The sequence below is a fragment of the Phycisphaerae bacterium genome, assembly GCA_035275405.1.
Taxonomy (GTDB): Bacteria; Planctomycetota; Phycisphaerae; order UBA1845; family UTPLA1; genus DATEMU01.
This window is the reverse complement of record DATEMU010000011.1, coordinates 90,785-110,588: the sequence shown is the minus strand read 5'-3', so window position 1 is coordinate 110,588 and position 19,804 is coordinate 90,785. Positions and strand designations below refer to the sequence as shown.

Here is a 19,804-nt window from a genome sequence, read left to right as displayed (position 1 = left end):
TCACCCGTCGTCGCCCACCAACTCGGCCATCATTTCCGCGACTTTCTGCGTCAGTCGCCACTTGATCGTGTACACGTTGTTCGCCGACAGGCCCGATGCCGCGCTGACCTCCTCGACCGGCCGCTGTTCCAGCACAAAAAGCCGAAAGGCGGTGAAGGTCGTCGCGTCCACTTGCGCCTCGATCCGTCGCAGGCAATGCCACAGGTGCTCCTGCTTCCACAGCTTTTCGAATACTTCCTCCGCCGACGCTTCCGGCGAAGCCAAGTCCCGAAACGGGCCGCTGTCGCCCGCCACTTCCCTCCGGTCGCGCACGAAGTTGCGCACCTTGTTGTTCACCATCGTCCGCAACCAGGACTTGAAGCGGCCCTTCGCGGGGTCGTATTCAAACGATCGAATGTGATCCGCGAGCGCCGCCATGCACTGCTGGACGACATCCTCGGCATCCGCAGGGGCGAGCCCGCGGACCAGCGCGAACCGCTCCATCATCGGCCGGTAGATGTCGTCGAACACCTGCCACGCCGCCGCGTCCCGATGATCTTTCAAACGCAGCAACAGACTGGGATGGGTCGTGTCCACGCGCGCGCCGTCCTCCCGCGACGTCCATCTTACCAATCTGTGCCGGTCTGTTCATTTTTGACCCATCGGGCGTGCCGGGGCTCATTTCCTCCTCGGATACCCATCCGAAGGCGCGTTCTCACACCATGCGGGCCGATCCTCGCGCCGACCGCTCCAAATCCGTTGAATCGGTGTCATTTTCAGTGTGAGAACCCACCTGTCCAGGGGTACACCCCATCGAAGTCCGCGCAGCGCGCGGTCGCGGACCTTTGGGAGAATTGCCATGCGATATCGAGCTTCCTTCCGACCAACCAAAATCACATTCCCCCTAGTGGCCGTTCTCAGCGCCGTCGCGACCGCGCGGTCCTTCGCGGCGACTTTCGACGTGACCCGGACCGACGACCCCGTGCCAGGGACGTGCGACATGGGCGATTGTTCCCTCCGCGAGGCGATCCTCGCTGCCAACGCCGCCGCCGGGGCGGACATCATTACCCTTCCATCCGGCGCCTACGCGCTGACCATCGCCTCCGGCACGAGCGATACTGACGCGACGATCGGAGACTTGGATATCGCCACCGGCGGACTCACCATCAACGGCGCGGGCGCTTCCACCACGACGATCTCCGCCGCGGGTCTGGGTCACCGCGTGTTTCACATGCCCGTCGATATTCTCATTCCCGACGCCACCGTAACGATCAACAACGTCACGATCACGGGCGGAAACACCTCTACTTTTGGCGCGTCGAATCGCGGTGGCGGCATCGAAGCCAGTTCGCGCTTTCTCACCCTCAACTTGAATAACGTCGTCCTCTCCGGAAGTACGTCCGGTTCCGGCGCGGGCCTCTATAGCCAGTGCACCCTTAACATCACCAACTCCACTATCTCCGGCAACACCGGCAGCGGCATCACTCACGGGGCCGACGGAACGAACTATCGCACGGCCACAATCACCGGCAGCGCCGTCAGCGGACACACCGGTACCGGAGTCGATGTCAACGCCGGCACGTGCAACATCACGAACAGCACCCTCAGCGGTAACGGCACGGGAGGCGGCTTCACCGGCGGCATCGACTATGGCGGCGGTGCGACGGGCGGCACCCTGACCAACGTCACCATCGCCTCCAATCGCTATGGCTACATCGGACAGAACGACTTCATCGGCGATCCCATCGTCACCGTCCGCAACACCATCATCGCCAACAGCACGGTCCGAAACATCTTCAACAATCCCCTGGACGCCGACTTCGCCCGCCCGCCGACTTCCGGCGGCTTCAATCTCATCAGCGACACGTCGGGAACCACCTTCACCCAACCGACCGACAAGAACAACGTCAACCCTCTTCTCGGGCCGCTGATGGTCAACGCCCCCGGGACGACCGCGACGCATGCCCTGGGCGCGACCAGCCCCGCGTTGGAGTCGGCCAGCGCATCGTTTGCCCCCGCGACCGACCAGCGCGGCGTCGCCCGCCCGCAGGGCCCCGTCGACGACATGGGCGCCTACGAACTTGCCCCGCCCGACGACGATATGGACGGCATATCGCCGCCTGCGGACTGCAATGACAATGACCCGAATATCTACCCCGGCGCGACGGAAATTGTGGGCGACGGAATCGACCAGGACTGCAGCGGCGGCGACCGGTGCTACAACGACGGCGACGGCGACGGCTTCGGCACGACATCGACCGTCAATTCCGCCGACCTCGACTGCGCGGATGCCAGCGAGTCCTCCGTGAACACCGATTGCAACGATGCCGCCGCCGCGGTCTACCCCGGCGCAACGGAAGTCGTCGGCGACGGGATCGACCAGGATTGCAACGGCGCCGAACAGTGTTTCAACGACACCGACGGCGACGGATTTGGCACGACATCAACCGTCAATTCCGGCGACCTCGATTGCGCGGATGCCGACGAGTCCTCCGTGAACACCGATTGCAACGACGCAGACATTGCGATCCACCCCGGTGCAACGGAAATCATCGACGACGGGATCGACCAGGACTGCAGCGGCGGTGATCGGTGCTACCACGATGCCGACGGCGACGGCTTCGGCACGACCTCGACCGTCAATTCCGCCGATCTCGACTGCGCGGATGCCGGCGAGTCCTCCGTGGACACCGACTGCAACGATGCCGCCGCTTCGGTCTATCCCGGGGCCATGGAGATCGTCGGCAATGACGTCGACGATGATTGCTCCGGCGCCGAAATATGTTATGTGGACGGCGACGGCGACGGCTTCGGCACTCCGACGACGGCCGCCTCGGCGGACGATGATTGCGCGGATGTCGGTGAGTCCTCCACCAGCGACGATTGCAACGACGGCGACGACACGATTCACCCCGGCGCGACGGAGATTGTCGGCGACGGAATCGATCAGGACTGCAACGGCGTGGACACGCAGTCCTGCTTCATGGATGGGGACGGCGATACGTTCGGTTCGACAACGACCATCGTATCGGCGGATGGTGACTGCACCGACGCGGGCGAGTCGGACAATGATGACGATTGCAATGACGCCAACCCCAATATTTACCCCGGTGCGGCCGAAACCTGCAACGAGATCGACGACGATTGCGACACCCAGATCGATGACGGAGTGACGACGGCCTTTTATCCCGACATCGACGGGGACACCTTCGGCGATGCAGCCGCCTCGGCGGTGAACGCCTGCGCGGCCCCTGCCAACCATGTAGCGAACAACGCGGACTGCAACGACGCCGAGCCCACAATCCACCCCGGCGCTGTGGAGACAGTGGGTGACGGCGTCGACCAGGACTGCAGTGGCGGCGAGACGTGCTTTGGTGACAGCGATACGGACGGATTCGGTAGTGTGACGACCGTGGCCTCGGTAGACAACGATTGCACTGACACGGGCGAGTCGGCCAATGACGACGATTGCGACGATGGCGACGACACCATCCACCCCGGCGCGACGGAGATCGTCGGCGACGGGATCGATCAGGACTGCAACGGCTCCGATTCGATCTCGTGCTTCGTGGACGGCGACGGCGATACGTTTGGCTCGGCCGGGACGGTCGTGTCGGCGGACGACGATTGCCTGGATGCCGGCGAGTCGGCCAACGACGATGACTGCGACGACTCCGCGGCGAGCGTACATCCCGGCGCGGCGGAGATCGCCGGAGACGAGATTGACCAGGATTGCAGCGGCGGCGAAACATGTTTCAATGATGGGGACGATGATGGCTTCGGCGCGACCACGACGGTGAATTCCGGCGACCTCGACTGTACGGACGTCGGGGAGGCCTCTGTCAATACCGATTGCGACGATTCCAACCCGGCCATTCATCCCGGCGTCGCGGAAGTTTGTGACGGCCTGGACAACAACTGCGCCGGCGGCGCGGACGAAGGCTTCCCTGATCTCGATAACGACGACACGGCCGATTGCGTCGACGCCGATCGAGACGGCGACGGGACGCCCAACAGCTCCGACGGTTGCCCGGACGACCCTAACAAGACCGCTCCCGGCACGGCGGGCTGTGGCTCACCCGAGCCGCCGACGACCGATCAGGACGGCGTTAGTGAGGAGATGGAAAACGGCGCGCCCAACAACGGTGATGGGAACAACGACGGCGTGCCCGACAGTCAACAGGAAAATGTCACGTCCCTTCCCAATGCGGACGGCAATTACGTCACCATCGTCGCCCCCGCCGGGTCGCAATTGGCCTCCGTCTCCGCGGGGTCAAACCCCTCGCCCGACGACACCCCCGCCGGCGTCGAGTTCCCCGCCGGTTTCCTAAGCTATGTGATTAACGGATTCTCCGCCGGTGCCGCCGCGCAGGTGCAGGTCATCGTCGACCTCCCACCCGAGGCACAAATTAACACATACTGGAAGTTCGGCCCCGAGCCCGGTCAGCCCGCGCCTCACTGGTACGAGTTCCTCTTCGACGGCACCACCGGCGCGGAGATCAACGGCCATACGATCACCCTGCACTTCGTCGACGGTCAGCGCGGCGATGCTGATCTGACGGCCAATGGTTCAATCCAGGACCCTGGCGCTCCGGCCCTTGGCCCCGCCGGCGGAACGCAGCCCTCTGATCTCTGTTCCGTCCCTATTCTGTCGTTTTTCCTGTCGTCCCTCTGCGGCCTCGGCTGCCCGATGGCCATCCTCGGCGCCTTTTGCGGGTTGGTCGCCATGAGATACTTCCGCCGCCGATGATAAAAACTCAGCCTTTCGGTGTGTTGACGAGTTTCACGATGTAACCTCCCCGCGTCTGGTACGATCTAAGGCGTTGTCAGGCACACGCTGCGTGAAGCCGCCCGACGCCCGGGGGGAACCCCGGGTTTTCGGCGGCCCCGGACTTGGCTATGATCGCTCATGGCTTCCGGCGAGCAGTGCCTTATTCCAGGAGCCCATGCCATGAGAATCCGCGCCGCCGGGAGTTCTGCCGCGCTCGTATTAACAATTTGTGGCCTCATCGTCGGCTGCGATCCCGCGTCGGTCGATGCGGACAGTACTCCGTCTGCGGGCAAACAATCAGGGGAGATGAGAACATCCATGAACGCGAAAACCTCCGCCTCCGGTTACGACGTCACGCCGCTGCCGCGCGACAAAGTCGCCGCACTCGCCAAGAAGCTTGACCCCGAGGCCTTCCGCATTACCCAATCCGCCGACACGGAGCGACCCTTCTGCGGGACGCTGCTCGACAACAAAGAGGACGGCATGTACGTCTGCGTCGTCTGCGGACTTCCGCTCTTCGCCAGCGACCACAAGTTCAAATCCGGCACGGGCTGGCCCAGTTTCTATAAGGAGTTCGACAAGGATCATGTCGCCCGCAAGACCGATCGCAGCCACGGCATGAGCCGCACCGAGATCAACTGCGCCCGCTGCACCGCGCACCTCGGGCACGTTTTCGAGGATGGTCCGCCGCCGACGGGGGAGCGTCATTGCCTCAACTCCGCCTCGCTCAAGTTCTACAAGAAGGGCGCGGAGCTGCCGCCCGAGAGCAGGCCGGCTCAGCGCACCTCATCCACGGGAGATAAAATGACCGCGAAGACCGAGACCGCCTACTTCGCCGGCGGCTGCTTCTGGGGGCTCGAACACTACTTCCAGAAAGGCCCCGGCGTCCTCGACGCCGCCAGCGGCTACATGCAGGGCCGCGTAGACAACCCGGACTACAAGCAGGTCTGCACCGACACGACCGGTCACGCCGAGACTGTCAAGGTTGTGTACGATCCGTCACGCATCACGTTCCGCCGCCTGCTGGAGGCCTTCTTCAAGATGCACGACCCGACGCAAATGAATCGGCAGGGCCCGGACTACGGCGCGCAATACCGATCCGGTATCTGGTACGTCAACGACGAGCAGCGCCGCGAGGCCGAGGCGTTCATCAAGGAGTTGCAGGAATCCGACCGGTTCAAAGGCCGCAAGATCGTCACCCAGCTCGAACCGGCCAAGACCTTTTACGCCGCCGAGGACTACCACCAGGACTATGTCGAAAAGACTGGCCGCGCCTGCCACGTGACCAATCCGTGGTAGGAATGACGAATGGCGAATAGCGAATAGCGAAATAGGGGCTGCGTTGCCCTTAATTTCGCTATTCGCTATTCTGAATTCGCTATTTGCCTTCTTGCCTCCTCATCCCCCGGCCGTATCCGCAGCACTGCCTCAAATTCGCGCCGCGCTGCCGCCAGATCTCCCCGCGCTTTCAGCGCCAGACCCATGTTGAAATGCGCATCTGCATTCTCCGGCTGCGCCCGGATTGCTTCGTGGAAACACGATATTGCTGAATCCAGCCGGCCTTTGCTTGCGAAAATCGTCCCCAGATCGAGCATTGCATTGGGATACACTTCCGCGTTGGTCGCCGCGATGGACAAATGCTCGATCGCCTCATCGCCCCGCCCCAACAGCATGAGCACATGCCCCAAATTGTATCGCGCCTCATACATCGTCGGTGCCGCCGCCACCGCCCGACGATAATGCCTTTCCGCCTCTTCCAATTTCCCGTCATCCAAATAGGCCGCGCCGAGATTATTGAGCGCTCGCGCCGATTGCGGATAACGCGCCACTATCCCCGCCCACATTCGCCCAGCGCTCGCATAATCCCGGTTGCGCAAGTGCGTCCGAACACCCAACGCCAGCGCGACCACGATGACGATCGCCGCACCAATTTGCCGCGATCGCGCCGCATCGCCGACTATCCTGCGCACGAGCCACCCGCCACCCAGCACCGCCACGGCCGCCACCGAGGCCAGCGACAAGTACATCCGATGCTCGAAGATCACATCCTTGATCGGCACGAAACTCGACGTCGGCAATAACACGCCGAAGAAAAGCACCCCCACGAACCCATCCGCCGGTCGCCGAATACAGGCAATGACGGTCAACACCACCAGCGCCATTACAAACATCGACGCCCCGGCGACTTCCGCGAACGTTTGCGCTACCGGCCACTGATGATCGAGACAAAGCCCGCTGGGCCACATCGCCAATCGCAGGTAGTGACGGATCACCTCGAACTGCGTGAACAGGTACTGCAGCGGCGTCGCCGTCGCCACGCCGAACCCCACCTCTCCACCATTCGTGCTCGCCAAACCGCGCACGACTCCTGTCAGGACGAGTACCATCCACGTCGCCGCAAGTCCCACGTGGAGCCGCCATCGCCGGCGAAAAACCTGTCTCCACGACTCCGCCCAAAATGCCCGGTCGTAGAGAACCGCCATGACCGGTGCCGTTACCATGACCGGCTTGGATAGCATTCCCATCGCGCACGCCACGACCGCCGCGATCGACCATGCGTGCGCCGCCTGTCCTCCCGCGGCTCGCGCAACGCCATACAGGGTGAGCAAATAAAAAAGCCCCATCATCGATTCAGCCCGCTGGCTGATATACGTCACGCTTTGAGTTTGTAGCGGATGCATCGCCCACAGTACAGCGATCGCAAACGCGATGGCTGTTTGCTGGTGCGAGAATCCTCTCTCGCACCCACCCTCCGCGGGAATCCCTTCGCCCGAAACCTCCGGCGCGACCAAACTCCGCCGCACGACCCCAAACAACGCCAGCGTCGCCGCCAAATGCACGAGCAAATTGAATACGTGATACCCAAACGGCTCCAACCCACCGATGGCCTTATTGATCGCAAACGAGAGATCAACCAGCGGCCGCGAGGATCGCCGAATCTCCGTCCACAATCCCGGCTCCCCCAACGCCGGCGTCTTTTCGATATATCGATCGTCCAGCAGCATGACGCCGTCGAAGCTGTTTGCATACGCCGCCGCCACGGCCAGCACAAGCAGCAACGCCGCCCATCGCGACCCGCGCGCCTTGCATCGTTCGGCTTCTTGCGGGATTTGGCTAATCGTCTCACTCACGATCGCCCATCGTACCGGCCGATCAGAACCACGCACGCCAGTGCGTGCCAGTGGACCCTGCATTAGGATCAGCCGTTGTCTCGCTTAACAGCGCTCCCCGGCCCGGCCTCGCGGCCGGAGTTCTGATAGCAGCGTCCGCCCAACTGCGAGCATACGGCACAGCACCAGTATGGGCTTTTCTCAAAATGCCTTAATCTATGCTTCTTATGGACCTCCAATCCAGACTTGACGAACTTCTCGCTCTCGCCGAACAGATCGGCCTCGCCATCCGCCGCGAATCCCTCGGCGGCAATGGCGGGGGTCTCTGCGTCCTCAAGGGTCAGCGCGTCCTTTTTCTCGACACCTCCGCCGATCTCGAAACGCGATACGAGCGCACCCTTGCGGCCCTCGCTCCGCTGTCCGACCTCGATGCCCGGTATATCCGCCCCGATGTTCGCGAAGATCTCGACCGCCTCCGCCAATCACCCTCTCCCTCCTAGGGAGAGGGTCGGGGTGAGGGTCGGTACGCGCGCATCTTTCGCCCTTTGCTATTCGCCATTCGCCATTCATGCTATATACAATGATGGACGGGACTGAGAACCCACTATGACCCTTATGATGTCTGTCTCCGGCGTCCGCGGCATCGTCGGAGAGACGATGACCCCTGAACTGGCCGTCCAGCTCGGCGCCGCGTTCGGCTCGCACCTGGGCGGCGGTCACGTCATCCTCGGCCGCGATTCCCGGCCCAGCGGCGAGCTCCTCGAATCCGCGATCAAGAGCGGCCTTCTCGCCGTCGGCTGTAGCGTCACCGAACTCGGCATCGTCACCACCCCCGGCACCGCCCTGACCGTCCTGGAGCGGTCCGCCCGCGGCGGCATCATCGTCACCGCCAGCCACAACCCCATCCGCTGGAACGGCATCAAGTTCCTTACGGCCGAGGGCTTCGCGCCGCCGCCCGAAATTGCCGAGAAGATCTTCGAGCGCTACCGCGAGCGGCGATTTGACTACGTCGAGGTCCAGGACGTCGGTCGTTGCCAGCGCGATCTGTCCACCAACGATCGCCATGTCGCCCGCGTCGTGCGCAACCTCGACGTCGCCGCCATCCGTCGCCGGCAACTCAACGTCGTCCTCGACAGCGTCAACGGCGCCGGCGGCGCGTCCGGCAAGATGCTTCTCGAACGGCTCGGGTGCAAGGTGATCCACGTGAACGGCGAACCGACCGGCCGCTTCGCTCACACGCCCGAACCCACTGCCGAAAACCTCGCCGACCTTTGCGATACCGTTCTTCGCGCCGGCGCCGACATCGGCTTCGCCCAGGACCCCGACGCCGACCGCCTCGCCATCATCGACAACAAGGGCCGCTACATCGGCGAGGAATGCACGCTCGCCCTCTCCGCCAAATACGTTTTCAGCAAGACGCCCGGTCCCGCCGCCGCCAATCTTTCGACCTCGCGGATGATCGACGATCTCGCTGCCCGCGCCGGCGACAAATGTATCGTCTATCGCACCTCCGTTGGCGAGGCCAACGTCGCCCGCGCCGTCCTCGAAAATAATTGCGTCATCGGCGGCGAGGGCAATGGCGGCGTCATCGACCCTCGCGTCGTCCCCGTTCGCGACAGCCTCGGCGCCATGGGACTGGTCCTCAGCTTACTCGCTGAGGACTGGCGGCCGTTCAACAACATCGTCGACGAATTGCCCCGTTACGTGATGGTCAAGCAAAAGTTCGACATCGACCGCCCCCGGATGAACGAATGGCTGCAGCGCGTCCGACTCTCCGCCGAGGGCGGTCGCATCAACGACGCCGACGGTCTCCGCATCGACTGGCCCGAGGGCTGGGTCCATATCCGCCCTTCGAACACTGAACCCATCGCCCGCGTCATCGCCGAGGCCGCCGACGAAGCGACGGCCCAATCCCTCGCCCAACGAATCACAGAACTGAAGTAGATGTCCCGAAGCGAATCGCTCACCTGGGCGCGCAAAAAAAAGCCCCGGGAATTCCCCCGGGGCTACTTCTTGTTACTGAGTACTCGTTCCTAACCCGCGACCGCGAGCGCCGGCACGGGCTGCGAACTGGGTTCCGGCAATTGGGGAGGCGATGAGGCTCTTGAGACGCCGCGTGTCAGCCAGCCCGTATTCCGAAGCGTCAGCGCCGCGTACGGCATGACCCACGACAGGCACGCCACCCAGAAGAACTCGTACAGGAAGAGCCACACCCAATCCAGGTCGCGCTCGCTCTTGTAGTAAATAACCGACATGATCATGGCGTACGTCATGACCATTCCGAGTTGGTGCAGGGCATAACCCTCCGCTGTCGCCAACAGCACAATGCTGTTTCCGATCAGCAGCACGGGCATGAACAGCGTCAGGGCCGTCACGATCATGTTGAATCGGAATGTGTTCAAATACGCCCCGCGGAACCGCGTAAACATGAACCGGAACAGCACGATCGTCTCGCGGATGTTGCTCCGCGCCCAGCGCAGCAGCATCATGACCAAGCCCATGTACGTGTGCGGCATCTTACTCCACACGACCGCGTTGCCCTGGTAGGCGGTCAGCCACCCCTCGCGCAGGAACAGGTTCGTCATCGCCCGATCTTCGCCGGTCGTGCACCTCTGCCCCAGGAACTGCTGGCTTGCCCACTCGTCCGCGACCTTGCGCACGAAATCCGCCCGGTAGATCGACAGCGCCCCCGGCGTGCAGAACACACCGCGAAACTCGCTCTGATACGCCCGCACGAACTTGAACGACAGGCTGAAGGTACATTTCAGGAAGCGCGTGAAGATGCTCTGCCGGGGGTTCATCACCTCAACGCAGCCCGCCACGCATCCGATCCGCGGATCGCGCACCAGCGGCGTCACGCCGTTGCGCAGCGCGTCCGCGTGGATCATGCTGTCCGAGTCGATCGTCACGAAGACGTCGCCCCGCCCTTTGTCAAAACCGAGCACCAGCGCCTCGCGCTTGCCTTTATTGGTGGGCTGCCTCAGCGTATGGATCTTTACGCGCTTTTCTCCCTGCCGCGCCGCCGTCAGGATGTGCAGCCACGTGTCATCCGCGCTGCCGTCGTCGATCGCGATGATTTCTAGCCGGTCCGTCGGATAATTCGACGCCGCGACCGAGAGGATGGACTGCTTGACCAGGGCTCCTTCGTTGAACGCCGGGATAATGACGGACACAAACGGCAGTTGTTCGTCCGGCACGGCTTCCATCGGCCGATACCGCCGCCAGAGGATCACGCGCCACACCAATACGGCGTACATCAACCCACCGTACGCCAGCGACATGATCCAGAACGAGCTGCCCCATGCCGTCTGCCACAGGGAGAACCGCTCAAAGACCCGTCCACTGGCGAAAGCGACAGTCAGTCCGATGAGTCCTGCGACGATGACAAAATACTGGAATAGCTTCTCGGCCCGTCGCTGGGACGGCGTCCGGTCATCGATGGGCCCAAGCTGGATCGCGCTGAGCACATTCGCGTTCGACAGTGTTTCGTCCTCCGTGGTGACAAATCGTTCGTCAGACCGGACTCCCATCCGGTCCAAACACTCTGTGGCTGGCATAATGGTTATTCCGTGGAGCTTTATCCTGGAGGTTTGATCGAACCGCGCACTATACGCGTGGTCTCCCCGGCGCACAATCTCCCACCGGGACCATATCTCCCGCCGGTCGGCTTCAGGCATTGGGAAGCACGGCGATGGCAGGTTGCTCTGTTTAGACCCCTGATTCCCCCATTGGTTAGAAGCGTCCGGATAACCTCAAAGCCGGCTCGAACCGACCGTTCCGTACGCCGAATCCGCCACGTTGGGAGGCGAATCCAACTCCAGGGTGCATGCGGGGTTGCGTAGTATCTGCATGGCCTGGCAGCCCCCGTCTGACAGGGCCGGCCCGTGCCTTCTATCCCACCCACCACCTTTTACCCCCCGTTCCGGCCCGCGCTGCGGCATAACAGCTTCGTAAGCGATCCTCGACCGGGCCGCACTACCTACTTCGGGTATAACATGCGACCTGTGCAAGTGGCCTTCGGAAATCACCCTGCGGCGTCCATGCCCCTTAAGGACGCCCGATTACCGTCCGCACTGCCCGCCCTGGCTTTGGTCGGCGCGCTGCTTCTGTCCACCCTTGCATTTGGCGGAATCCTCCGCCCTGCCGGTGCAAATCTCGGACGGCCCAGCATTGACAGCATGGCGCTTAACATGGGGGTTGATCCGAATACCGCCCAGTGGTTTGAGTTGGCGCAACTCCCCGGTATTGGTGAATCGCTGGCCCGAAAAATTGTCGCCTATCGGGATTCGCAGCGCGCCGCCGACCCCAATTCCGAACGTCCCTTTTTTCAATCTGCCGGTAGCCTCTCACCCATACCGGGCATCGGCCCGCGAACGCTGGCCCGGCTCCGCCCTTTCCTCCGCTTCCCGACGCGTTCCGCCCAATTTGACACTGTCACTTCCAGCCGATAAGTTGGCCTCGATGTCTCTCAAAGACTGGTCCGACAACATCGTGCTGGCCGAGCTTCAGGACGACCCGCTGTTTTCCGACGACCTGAACGCGCTGCACGAAACCCTTGAGCGCCGCCACGGCGCCCACGCCGTTCTCGATTTCTCCTCCGTTAACTTCCTCAACTCCTCCAACATCGCCAAGCTCCTCAAGCTCAGGAAGCTGATGCACGCGACCGGTGGCGGAAAGCTCCGTCTCTGCGGTATCAGCACCAGCGCCTGGGGCGTCTTCCTCGTGACCGGTCTCGACAAGATCTTCGACTTCTGCGATGACGTGCCCAGCGGTCTGGCCAGCGTTCAACTTGGCGCGTAGGCCCTCTTTCAGGGGGAACCGGTTGCCATCATGACTCGCTATGGCGTTTTTTGGGCTACCCTCGTACACTGACCGACCTCGCCGGAGCGGGAACTCAGGCGGGCGCGCGGCAGCAGGTTGAATCCGCGTCAGTCATTAACAGCCAATAAAGGGAGATCAACATGATGCGTGCCAATTTGCGCGTTGCCTGCGCTGTGGCGTTGGCGGTATTCATCGTCGCGAACCGAGCGAACTCGCAAGAGACGACGGGAACAGTCGGTTCGCCCGGCGCGACGACCACCATCGATGGAAAACAACTCCCGCCACCTGATCCGAAGTTCGATGGAGTGATTAAGGATGATGCACTGCGCTCCAAGGCCTGGTGGGCGCCGCGCGTTGTGCCTCCCAAGGGAGCGCCCAACGTGCTGCTCATCATTACCGACGACTCGGGTTTCGGCGTCCCCAGCACGTTCGGCGGCGTTATCCCGACACCGACCATGGACCGCATCGCGAAGAACGGCCTGCGCTACAACAACATTCATTCCACCGCGCTCTGCTCGCCGACCCGCGCAGCGCTCATCACCGGGCGCAATCATCACTCGGCCGGCTTCGGCGTGATCTCCGAGCAATCCACCGGCTTCCCCGGCTACAACAGCATCATTGCGAAGGACAAGGCCACCATCGGTCGCATCCTCAAGGAGAACGGCTACGCCACCTCCTGGTTCGGCAAAGACCACAACGTCCCCGCCTTCGCGGCGAGCCAGGTCGGGCCTTTTGAGAATTGGCCCATCGGGCAGGGCTTCGACTACTTCTTCGGCTTCGTCGGCGGCGACGCCAATCAATGGCAGCCGAACCTTTTCCGCAACACAACGCAAATCTATCCCTTTGAGGGCAAGCCGGGCTGGAACCTGGTCACCGGAATGGCCGACGACGCTATTGATTACTTGAATCGCATCCATCAGATTGATCCGGGCAAGCCTTTCTTCGTCAAGTATGCCCCTGGCGCGACGCACGCGCCGCATCATCCGACCCGGGAGTGGGTGGAGAAGATCAGTGCCTTGCACTTGTTCGACGACGGTTGGAACAAGGTGCGCGAGCGAATCTTCGAGAACCAGAAGCGCCTCGGCGTGATCCCCAAGGACACCCAGCTTGAGCCCTGGCCCACGCAGGTCATCAAGAACTGGGACGACTGTACGCCCGAAGAGAAAAAGCTCTATATCAAGCAGGTGGAAATCTTCGCGGCCTATGAAGCGTACAACGACCACGAAATCGGCCGGGTCATCCAGGCCGTCGAGGACATGGGCAAGCTCGACAACACGCTCATCATCTACATCAACGGAGACAACGGCACCAGCGCCGAGGGCGGCCCGCTGGGCACGCCCAACGAAGTCGCGTTCTTCAACGGCATCAACCAGATGCCGGTCGAGGAACAAATGAAGTGGTACGACGTCTGGGGCACGGAAGAGACCTACAACCACATGTCGGCAGGCTGGTCGTGGGCCTTCGATACGCCTTTCACCTGGTTCAAACAGAACGCTTCCAGACTCGGCGGTATCCGTCAATGCATGGCCATTTCCTGGCCGGCGCGGATCAAGGATCAGGGCGGCCTGCGCGAACAGTTCTGCCACATCATTGACATCGTGCCCACCATTCTCGAGGCCTGCGGGATCACCGCTCCCGAATATGCGGACGGCATCCGACAGGCGCCGATCGAAGGCACGAGCCTGGTCTATACCTTCGACGAGAAGAATGCCAAAGAACCCTCACGACACAAAACCCAGTATTTCGAGATGTTCGGCCAGTGGGCCCTGTATCACGATGGCTGGCTCCTTGCCACCAAGGTCAACCGCGCGCCGTGGGAGGCCTTCGGCCCCGCCAATCCCGACCCGCTCAACAACCAGGTGCTCGAACTCTACGACCTGAGCAAGGACTTCAGCCAGTCCCGGAACCTCGCGGACCAGCATCCGGAAAAAGTGAAGCAACTGAAGGAGATGTTCATCGCGGAGGCGAAGAAATATCAGGTCTTCCCGATGGACGCCTCCGTGGCCGCCCGCATCGTGGCCCCGCGCCCGAACATCACCGCCGGTCGCACCGAGTTCGTCTATACGCGACCCATGACCGGCCTGCCGCAGGGCGACTCTCCCGCCATTCTCAACAGCTCCTATACGATCACCGCGGACATTGAAGTGCCGCAAGGTGGCGCGGAGGGCATGATCCTCACCTCCGGCGGTCGCTTCGCCGGCTATGGGTTTTACCTGCTCAAGGGCAGGCCGGTGTTCCTGTGGAACCTCATTGATCTGAAGCGCATCAAGTGGGAAGGACCGGAAGCGCTTTCGCCCGGCCGGCACATTGTCGAATTCGACTTCAAGTATGACGGTCTCGGCGTCGGGACGCTCGCCTTCAACAACATGAGCGGTCTTGGCCGCCCCGGCACCGGAACACTCAAAGTGGATGGAAAAACCGTGGCCACTGAATCCATGCCGCATACGCTGCCCATGATTCTGCAGTGGGACGAGGCCTTCGACGTCGGCTCCGACACGCTGACCGGCGTGAACGATGCGGACTACCGCCCTCCGTTCACCTTTACCGGGAAGCTCAACAAACTCACGATCAAGGTTGACCGACCGAAACTGAGCCCCGAGGAAATCAAAAAGCTCGAAGAGGGCATGAAGCAAGCCGCCGCCGGCCGCGAGTAAGGGTCGGCGCTCTACCGGTTGGGAGCCGCGCGGTGCCCGCGTCATCCGGCGTTGCCGCGCGACCACCAGATTCACGCAGGAATGTGAGGTCAAGATGAAAAAACTGATTACCGCTATAACCCTGAGCTTGGCCGCGGTGGCGCCGTCAATCGCCGCACCGAATCCGGAACGCGACGCCTATTTCGGCGAACAACACATCCACACCAGTTGGTCGGTAGACGCCTGGTTGTTCGGCAATCACCTCACGGGGCCGAACGAAGCCTACAAGTATGCGCAAGGCCAGACGCTCAAGCATCCGCAGGGCTATGACATCAGGATTGACACGCCGCTGGACTGGATGGGTGTGACCGACCACTCCGAGTACGTTGGGGTCACCAAGCAAGCCAATACCCCAGGCTCGGCTGTCAGCAAGATGCCGGAGGCCCAGGGACTGATCCTCAAGGATCCGGACAATCCCCAGGAAGTTCTCAAGGTATTCACTTATCTCGTCTCGCTCGTCAGCAAACCGCCCATCAAAGCGTTCATGAGTCCGGAGGTGGCCGGCACGATCTGGAAAGAGAACTGCAAACTCGCCGACGAGAATAACCATCCGGGCAAGTTCACTGCGTTCTGCTCCTACGAGTACACCTCGCAGTACAATAATCGCAATCTGCATCGCAACATTTACTTCCGCGATTCCGCCCATGTCTGCGACATGCCGTTCAGCATGCTGGACTCCTGGCATCCGGAGGACTTGTGGAGGTGGATGGACGCGCAGCGCAAGGCCGGCAACGAGCTGCTGGCCATCTCTCACAACGCCAATTTGAGCGACGGCTGGATGTATCCGACCGACGTTGACAGTCTTGGCCGGCCCATCGACGCCGCCTGGGCGGACGCACGCATGCGCAACGAGCGCTTGATCGAGATCAAGCAGATCAAAGGGCAATCCGAGACCCACCCCTTGCTTTCCCCGAACGATGAATTCGCCAATTACGAGATTACGAGTTTTCTGATCGGTCTTCCTGAAGAGTCCGGCCGGATCCCAAAGATTGTCGGCAGCTACGCGCGGCAGGCGTTGAAGGACGGCCTGGCGCTACAGGACGCGAACGGCTACAACCCTTACAAATTCGGCTTCGTATGCGGATCCGATTCGCACAATTCCGGAAGTCCATATCGCCAAAACAACTTCTATGGCGGCCATGGCATCAATGACGGCGCCATTGAAACCCGCATGGCCGGTCACATCTTCACCGGGTTGGACGTGCGCCTCGAAAGTCCCGCCGGCCTGTCCGGTGTGTGGGCCGAAGAAAACACCCGCGCTTCGATCTGGGACGCGATGTACCGCAAGGAGACTTTTGGCACGAGCGGCCCGCGCATCAAGATTCGCTTCTTCGGCGGTTGGGATTACGACGCGGCCATGTTGAAGCAGAACGATTGGGTCAAACCAGCCTATGCCGGTGGCGTACCCATGGGTGGCGACCTGCCGCCCCTCAAGGCGAAGGCCCCGACCTTCATCGTCTGGGGGGTGAAGGACCCGACCTCGGGCAACCTGGATCGCGTTCAAATCATCAAGGGCTGGACGAAGAGCGGCCAGAGTTTCGAGAACATCTACGACGTAGTCTGGGCCGGCGACCGCAAAATGGACCCCACGACGGATTCAGTGCCGCCAATTCAAAGCACGGTGGACATCAAGAATGCCACATACGAAAACACGGTTGGCGCAGTGCAACTCAATGCGGTGTGGACCGATCCAAACTTTGACCCAAGTCTGCACGCCTTCTACTACGCACGCGTTTTGGAGATTCCCACGCCGCGCTGGACAACCATCCAAGCGCGTGAAGTTGGAATCGCGCCGCCCGATGTCGTGCCGGCCACCGTTCAGGAACGCGCCTGGAGCTCACCCATCTGGTACACGCCCAGCGCCGAAGCGCGCAAGGAAGCCAAACCTGGCCTGACCGTTTCCGAACTTAAAGCCAAAAAAGCGACGGCGCTCGACGACGAGCAGTTGAAGGCCCTTCTCGTCGGCAAATCCATCTGGCTGCGCAACAACGTAACGGGCGAACCGTTCAAAGTTCGTTTCGATACCGAAGGGAACGCCCTCACGCTGCACATCGGCGGGCGTGCGACGTTGCCCAGCGGGACTGGAAATCTGCCAAGGGACGATTACCAGACCTTGCCCACGCCGTATTCAATTAATAACGGCAAGCTCGTGATCAATGTTGGCGGTACGCCATTCGCGCTGGCGGTGTACAAGCTCGCCGACCAGTATTTTGCGGCGCGCAACAACGAATTCGGCTATGCCAACTACGAGATCCTTGCCAAAGGTCCGTCCAACCTCGTGAAGCTAAACAAGGGCGAGTACGACAAGCGAAGTCAGGACGCCTTCCTGCACACCGATATTGACCCGCACCCCGGTACGCAGGAATAAGTCGAGCTAGGCCGTAGTAGCAACGAATGCAATGTTTGCGCGCTTAACAGACTCGAAAGCGCAGGCCCCGACGCAGTAGTCTCGGGTCGCGCTGCAAGTTATGCATCTCATGAAACGCCTGTTACATGAACCACTGTTGCACTTTACCCTGATCGGAGCGGCACTGTTTGCCGTGTTCCGCTATGTACAACCGGCGCGCGAACCGGCGCCGTCGTCCAAGGAGATTCGACTGTCCCTCGACGACCTCGGCCAGCTCGTGCTGGTCTTCCAGGCGCAATGGAAACGCCAGCCGACAGCCGAGGAATTCGCGCGTCTGGTTGAAAACAAGGTGCAGGAAGAAGTTCTGTATCGTGAAGGGCTGGAAATGGGCCTCGACAGAGAAGACACCATCGTAAAGCGACGCATGGCGCAAAAGATGCAATTCCTGGCCGAGGACACCGCCGCAGCGCGCGAGCCGACCAACGCCGAGCTCAGAACATGGTACGCGAAGTACTCCGACAAGTTTGCCATGCCCAGGCGCATCAGCTTTCGGCATCTCTACTTCTCCCCCGACCGTCGCGGGGAACGCGCTCGTGACGACGCGGCCAAGGCGATGGCGCAGCTCGGCGGCCAGTCGGAGGATGTGCAGCTCCCCGACTCATTCGCCGACTCGTTCATGTCCCAGGAGTATTACCGCGACCGCGCGCCGGATTATCTTGGCAAGGAATTCGGGCCGCAGTTCGCCCAGGCGGTTGCGAATCTCCCGATCGGTTCGTGGCAGGGGCCGATCGAGTCCGGCTTCGGTTGGCATTTGGTGTTCGTGGACACCGCGATTCCCGGTCGCGTGCCAGACTTCGAGGAAGTGGAGCCGGACGTGAAGACGGCATGGCTCGGTGAGCAGAAGGCGCTGGCCTGGCAGAAGGCGTATCAGGAGCTCCGGGCCAAATACACCGTGCTGGTGCCCGAGCCGCCGGAGAGCGCAAGTACGGCTGCGGCGCCGTCCGCGGACGCTACCGCTGCCGCCTCTGGCCCCTTGAGCGGGGGCGCACAATGATGCGTCAGCAACGCGCTCGGCAGACCATAACCGGCATTGTGCTGGCAGTGCTGTGCGCGTTCTCATCGGCTCAGGCGCACGAAACTCGTCCCGCATATCTCGAACTCAAGGAAACCGCGCCCAGCCGGTTCAGCGTGCTCTGGCGCACTCCGGTCTTGGCCGGCATGCGCCTGCCCGTCGTCTTGAAGCTACCCGACGACGTCCGGAGTCTGAGAGATCCCGTCGTGCAGGAGTTGACCGATTCGCGGCTCGAACGGCGCTGGATTGAGGCCGGACCGCGGGGCCTCGCCGGCAAGCGCATTGAGTTTCCGGGACTTCAACTGACGATCACCGACGTGCTGGTGCGCTTCGAGATGCTGGACGGCACCAAAGGGGCGGCCCTCGTGCGCCCCTCACAGCCGTGGATGGAGATGGCCGCGACGCCAACCCGATGGAGCGTGGCGGGAACCTATTTGTGGCTGGGAATCGAACACATCTGGGGCGGCATTGATCACCTGTTGTTCGTGCTGGCGTTGCTCTTGCTGGTGCGGGGCTGGCGGCGCGTCGTGGCGACGGTGACCGCGTTCACCGTGGCCCACAGCCTCACGCTCGCGGCGGCCACGCTCGGATTCGTCGACGTGCCACAGAAGCCTGTGGAGGCCGTCATCGCGCTGAGCATCGTGTTTGTGGCGGCGGAAATCGTACACGGAAGGCAGGGCAAACCGGGATTGACGGCGCGCCGGCCATGGGTGATTGCGTTCGCGTTTGGGCTGCTGCACGGGTTCGGCTTCGCCGGCGCGCTCAGCGAGGCCGGTCTGCCGGAAAATGCGATCCCCCTCGCCCTGCTGTGCTTCAACATTGGTGTGGAATTAGGGCAAATTGCGTTCATCGCGGCGACGGTAGCCCTAATCGCTGTCGCCAGCAGATTCGAATTCCCCTCCGTAGTGACCCAACGCATGACTTCACTAACTGCAACTTGCATTGGCGCGCTGGGCGCCTTCTGGTGTCTTGAGCGGATTGCGCAGTTCTAACCTCCGCCAGGTATGGTTC

13 protein-coding genes are annotated in these 19,804 nt (G+C 62.0%); 10 read left to right on the top strand and 3 right to left on the bottom strand.

Annotation, left to right across the window (positions count from 1 at the left end):
• Entirely contained in the window at positions 1-576 is a 576-nt protein-coding gene (locus VJZ71_12745) for a sigma-70 family RNA polymerase sigma factor (GenBank protein HKQ48931.1), read from the bottom strand.
• A gap of 262 nt (positions 577-838) precedes the next feature.
• Here VJZ71_12745 and VJZ71_12740 point away from each other — a divergent pair, with 262 nt between their 5' ends.
• Together VJZ71_12740 and VJZ71_12735 are read left to right on the top strand one after the other, a co-directional pair.
• Positions 839-4,729 carry a putative metal-binding motif-containing protein gene (locus VJZ71_12740; protein ID HKQ48930.1) on the top strand — a complete coding sequence of 1,297 codons (3,891 nt, stop codon included), beginning with the start codon at positions 839-841 and terminating at the stop codon, positions 4,727-4,729.
• A gap of 339 nt (positions 4,730-5,068) precedes the next feature.
• Complete coding sequence (locus VJZ71_12735; GenBank protein HKQ48929.1) at positions 5,069-6,049, top strand: bifunctional methionine sulfoxide reductase B/A protein; 981 nt, start codon at positions 5,069-5,071, stop codon at positions 6,047-6,049.
• Positions 6,050-6,114: 65 nt separating this feature from the next.
• Here the strand turns inward: VJZ71_12735 and VJZ71_12730 are convergent, their stop codons facing one another.
• Entirely contained in the window at positions 6,115-7,881 is a 1,767-nt protein-coding gene (locus VJZ71_12730) for a tetratricopeptide repeat protein (protein ID HKQ48928.1), read from the bottom strand.
• A gap of 206 nt (positions 7,882-8,087) precedes the next feature.
• On the opposite strand from VJZ71_12730, the gene VJZ71_12725 reads away from it, so the two are divergent.
• On the top strand, positions 8,088-8,360 hold the full coding sequence (locus VJZ71_12725; GenBank protein ID HKQ48927.1) for a hypothetical protein: 273 nt from the start codon (positions 8,088-8,090) through the stop codon (positions 8,358-8,360).
• Between the two features lie 106 nt (positions 8,361-8,466).
• A complete protein-coding gene (gene glmM / locus VJZ71_12720) occupies positions 8,467-9,804 on the top strand; it encodes a phosphoglucosamine mutase (GenBank protein HKQ48926.1) in 1,338 nt (445 codons plus the stop codon).
• 89 nt (positions 9,805-9,893) lie between these two features.
• On the opposite strand, the gene VJZ71_12715 is transcribed toward glmM, so the two are convergent.
• Complete coding sequence (locus VJZ71_12715) at positions 9,894-11,417, bottom strand: glycosyltransferase (protein ID HKQ48925.1); 1,524 nt, start codon at positions 11,415-11,417, stop codon at positions 9,894-9,896.
• A 483-nt stretch (positions 11,418-11,900) separates the two neighbouring features.
• On the opposite strand from VJZ71_12715, the gene VJZ71_12710 reads away from it, so the two are divergent.
• The 6 genes from VJZ71_12710 to VJZ71_12685 all read left to right on the top strand — a co-directional run bounded on the left by VJZ71_12710 (position 11,901) and on the right by VJZ71_12685 (position 19,785).
• Positions 11,901-12,311, top strand: a complete 411-nt coding sequence (locus tag VJZ71_12710; GenBank protein HKQ48924.1) for a helix-hairpin-helix domain-containing protein — start codon at positions 11,901-11,903, stop codon at positions 12,309-12,311.
• A gap of 10 nt (positions 12,312-12,321) precedes the next feature.
• Positions 12,322-12,660 (top strand): STAS domain-containing protein, encoded by a 339-nt coding sequence (locus VJZ71_12705; protein ID HKQ48923.1) that lies wholly within the window; start codon positions 12,322-12,324, stop codon positions 12,658-12,660.
• A 164-nt stretch (positions 12,661-12,824) separates the two neighbouring features.
• Complete coding sequence (locus tag VJZ71_12700; GenBank protein HKQ48922.1) at positions 12,825-15,335, top strand: arylsulfatase; 2,511 nt, start codon at positions 12,825-12,827, stop codon at positions 15,333-15,335.
• A 94-nt stretch (positions 15,336-15,429) separates the two neighbouring features.
• A complete protein-coding gene (locus VJZ71_12695) occupies positions 15,430-17,742 on the top strand; it encodes a DUF3604 domain-containing protein (GenBank protein HKQ48921.1) in 2,313 nt (770 codons plus the stop codon).
• 109 nt (positions 17,743-17,851) lie between these two features.
• Entirely contained in the window at positions 17,852-18,775 is a 924-nt protein-coding gene (locus VJZ71_12690; GenBank protein ID HKQ48920.1) for a peptidylprolyl isomerase, read from the top strand.
• Positions 18,772-19,785 carry a HupE/UreJ family protein gene (locus VJZ71_12685; GenBank protein HKQ48919.1) on the top strand — a complete coding sequence of 338 codons (1,014 nt, stop codon included), beginning with the start codon at positions 18,772-18,774 and terminating at the stop codon, positions 19,783-19,785. The genes VJZ71_12690 and VJZ71_12685 overlap by 4 nt, the downstream gene beginning before the upstream one ends.
• The last annotated feature ends 19 nt before the right edge of the window (positions 19,786-19,804 follow it).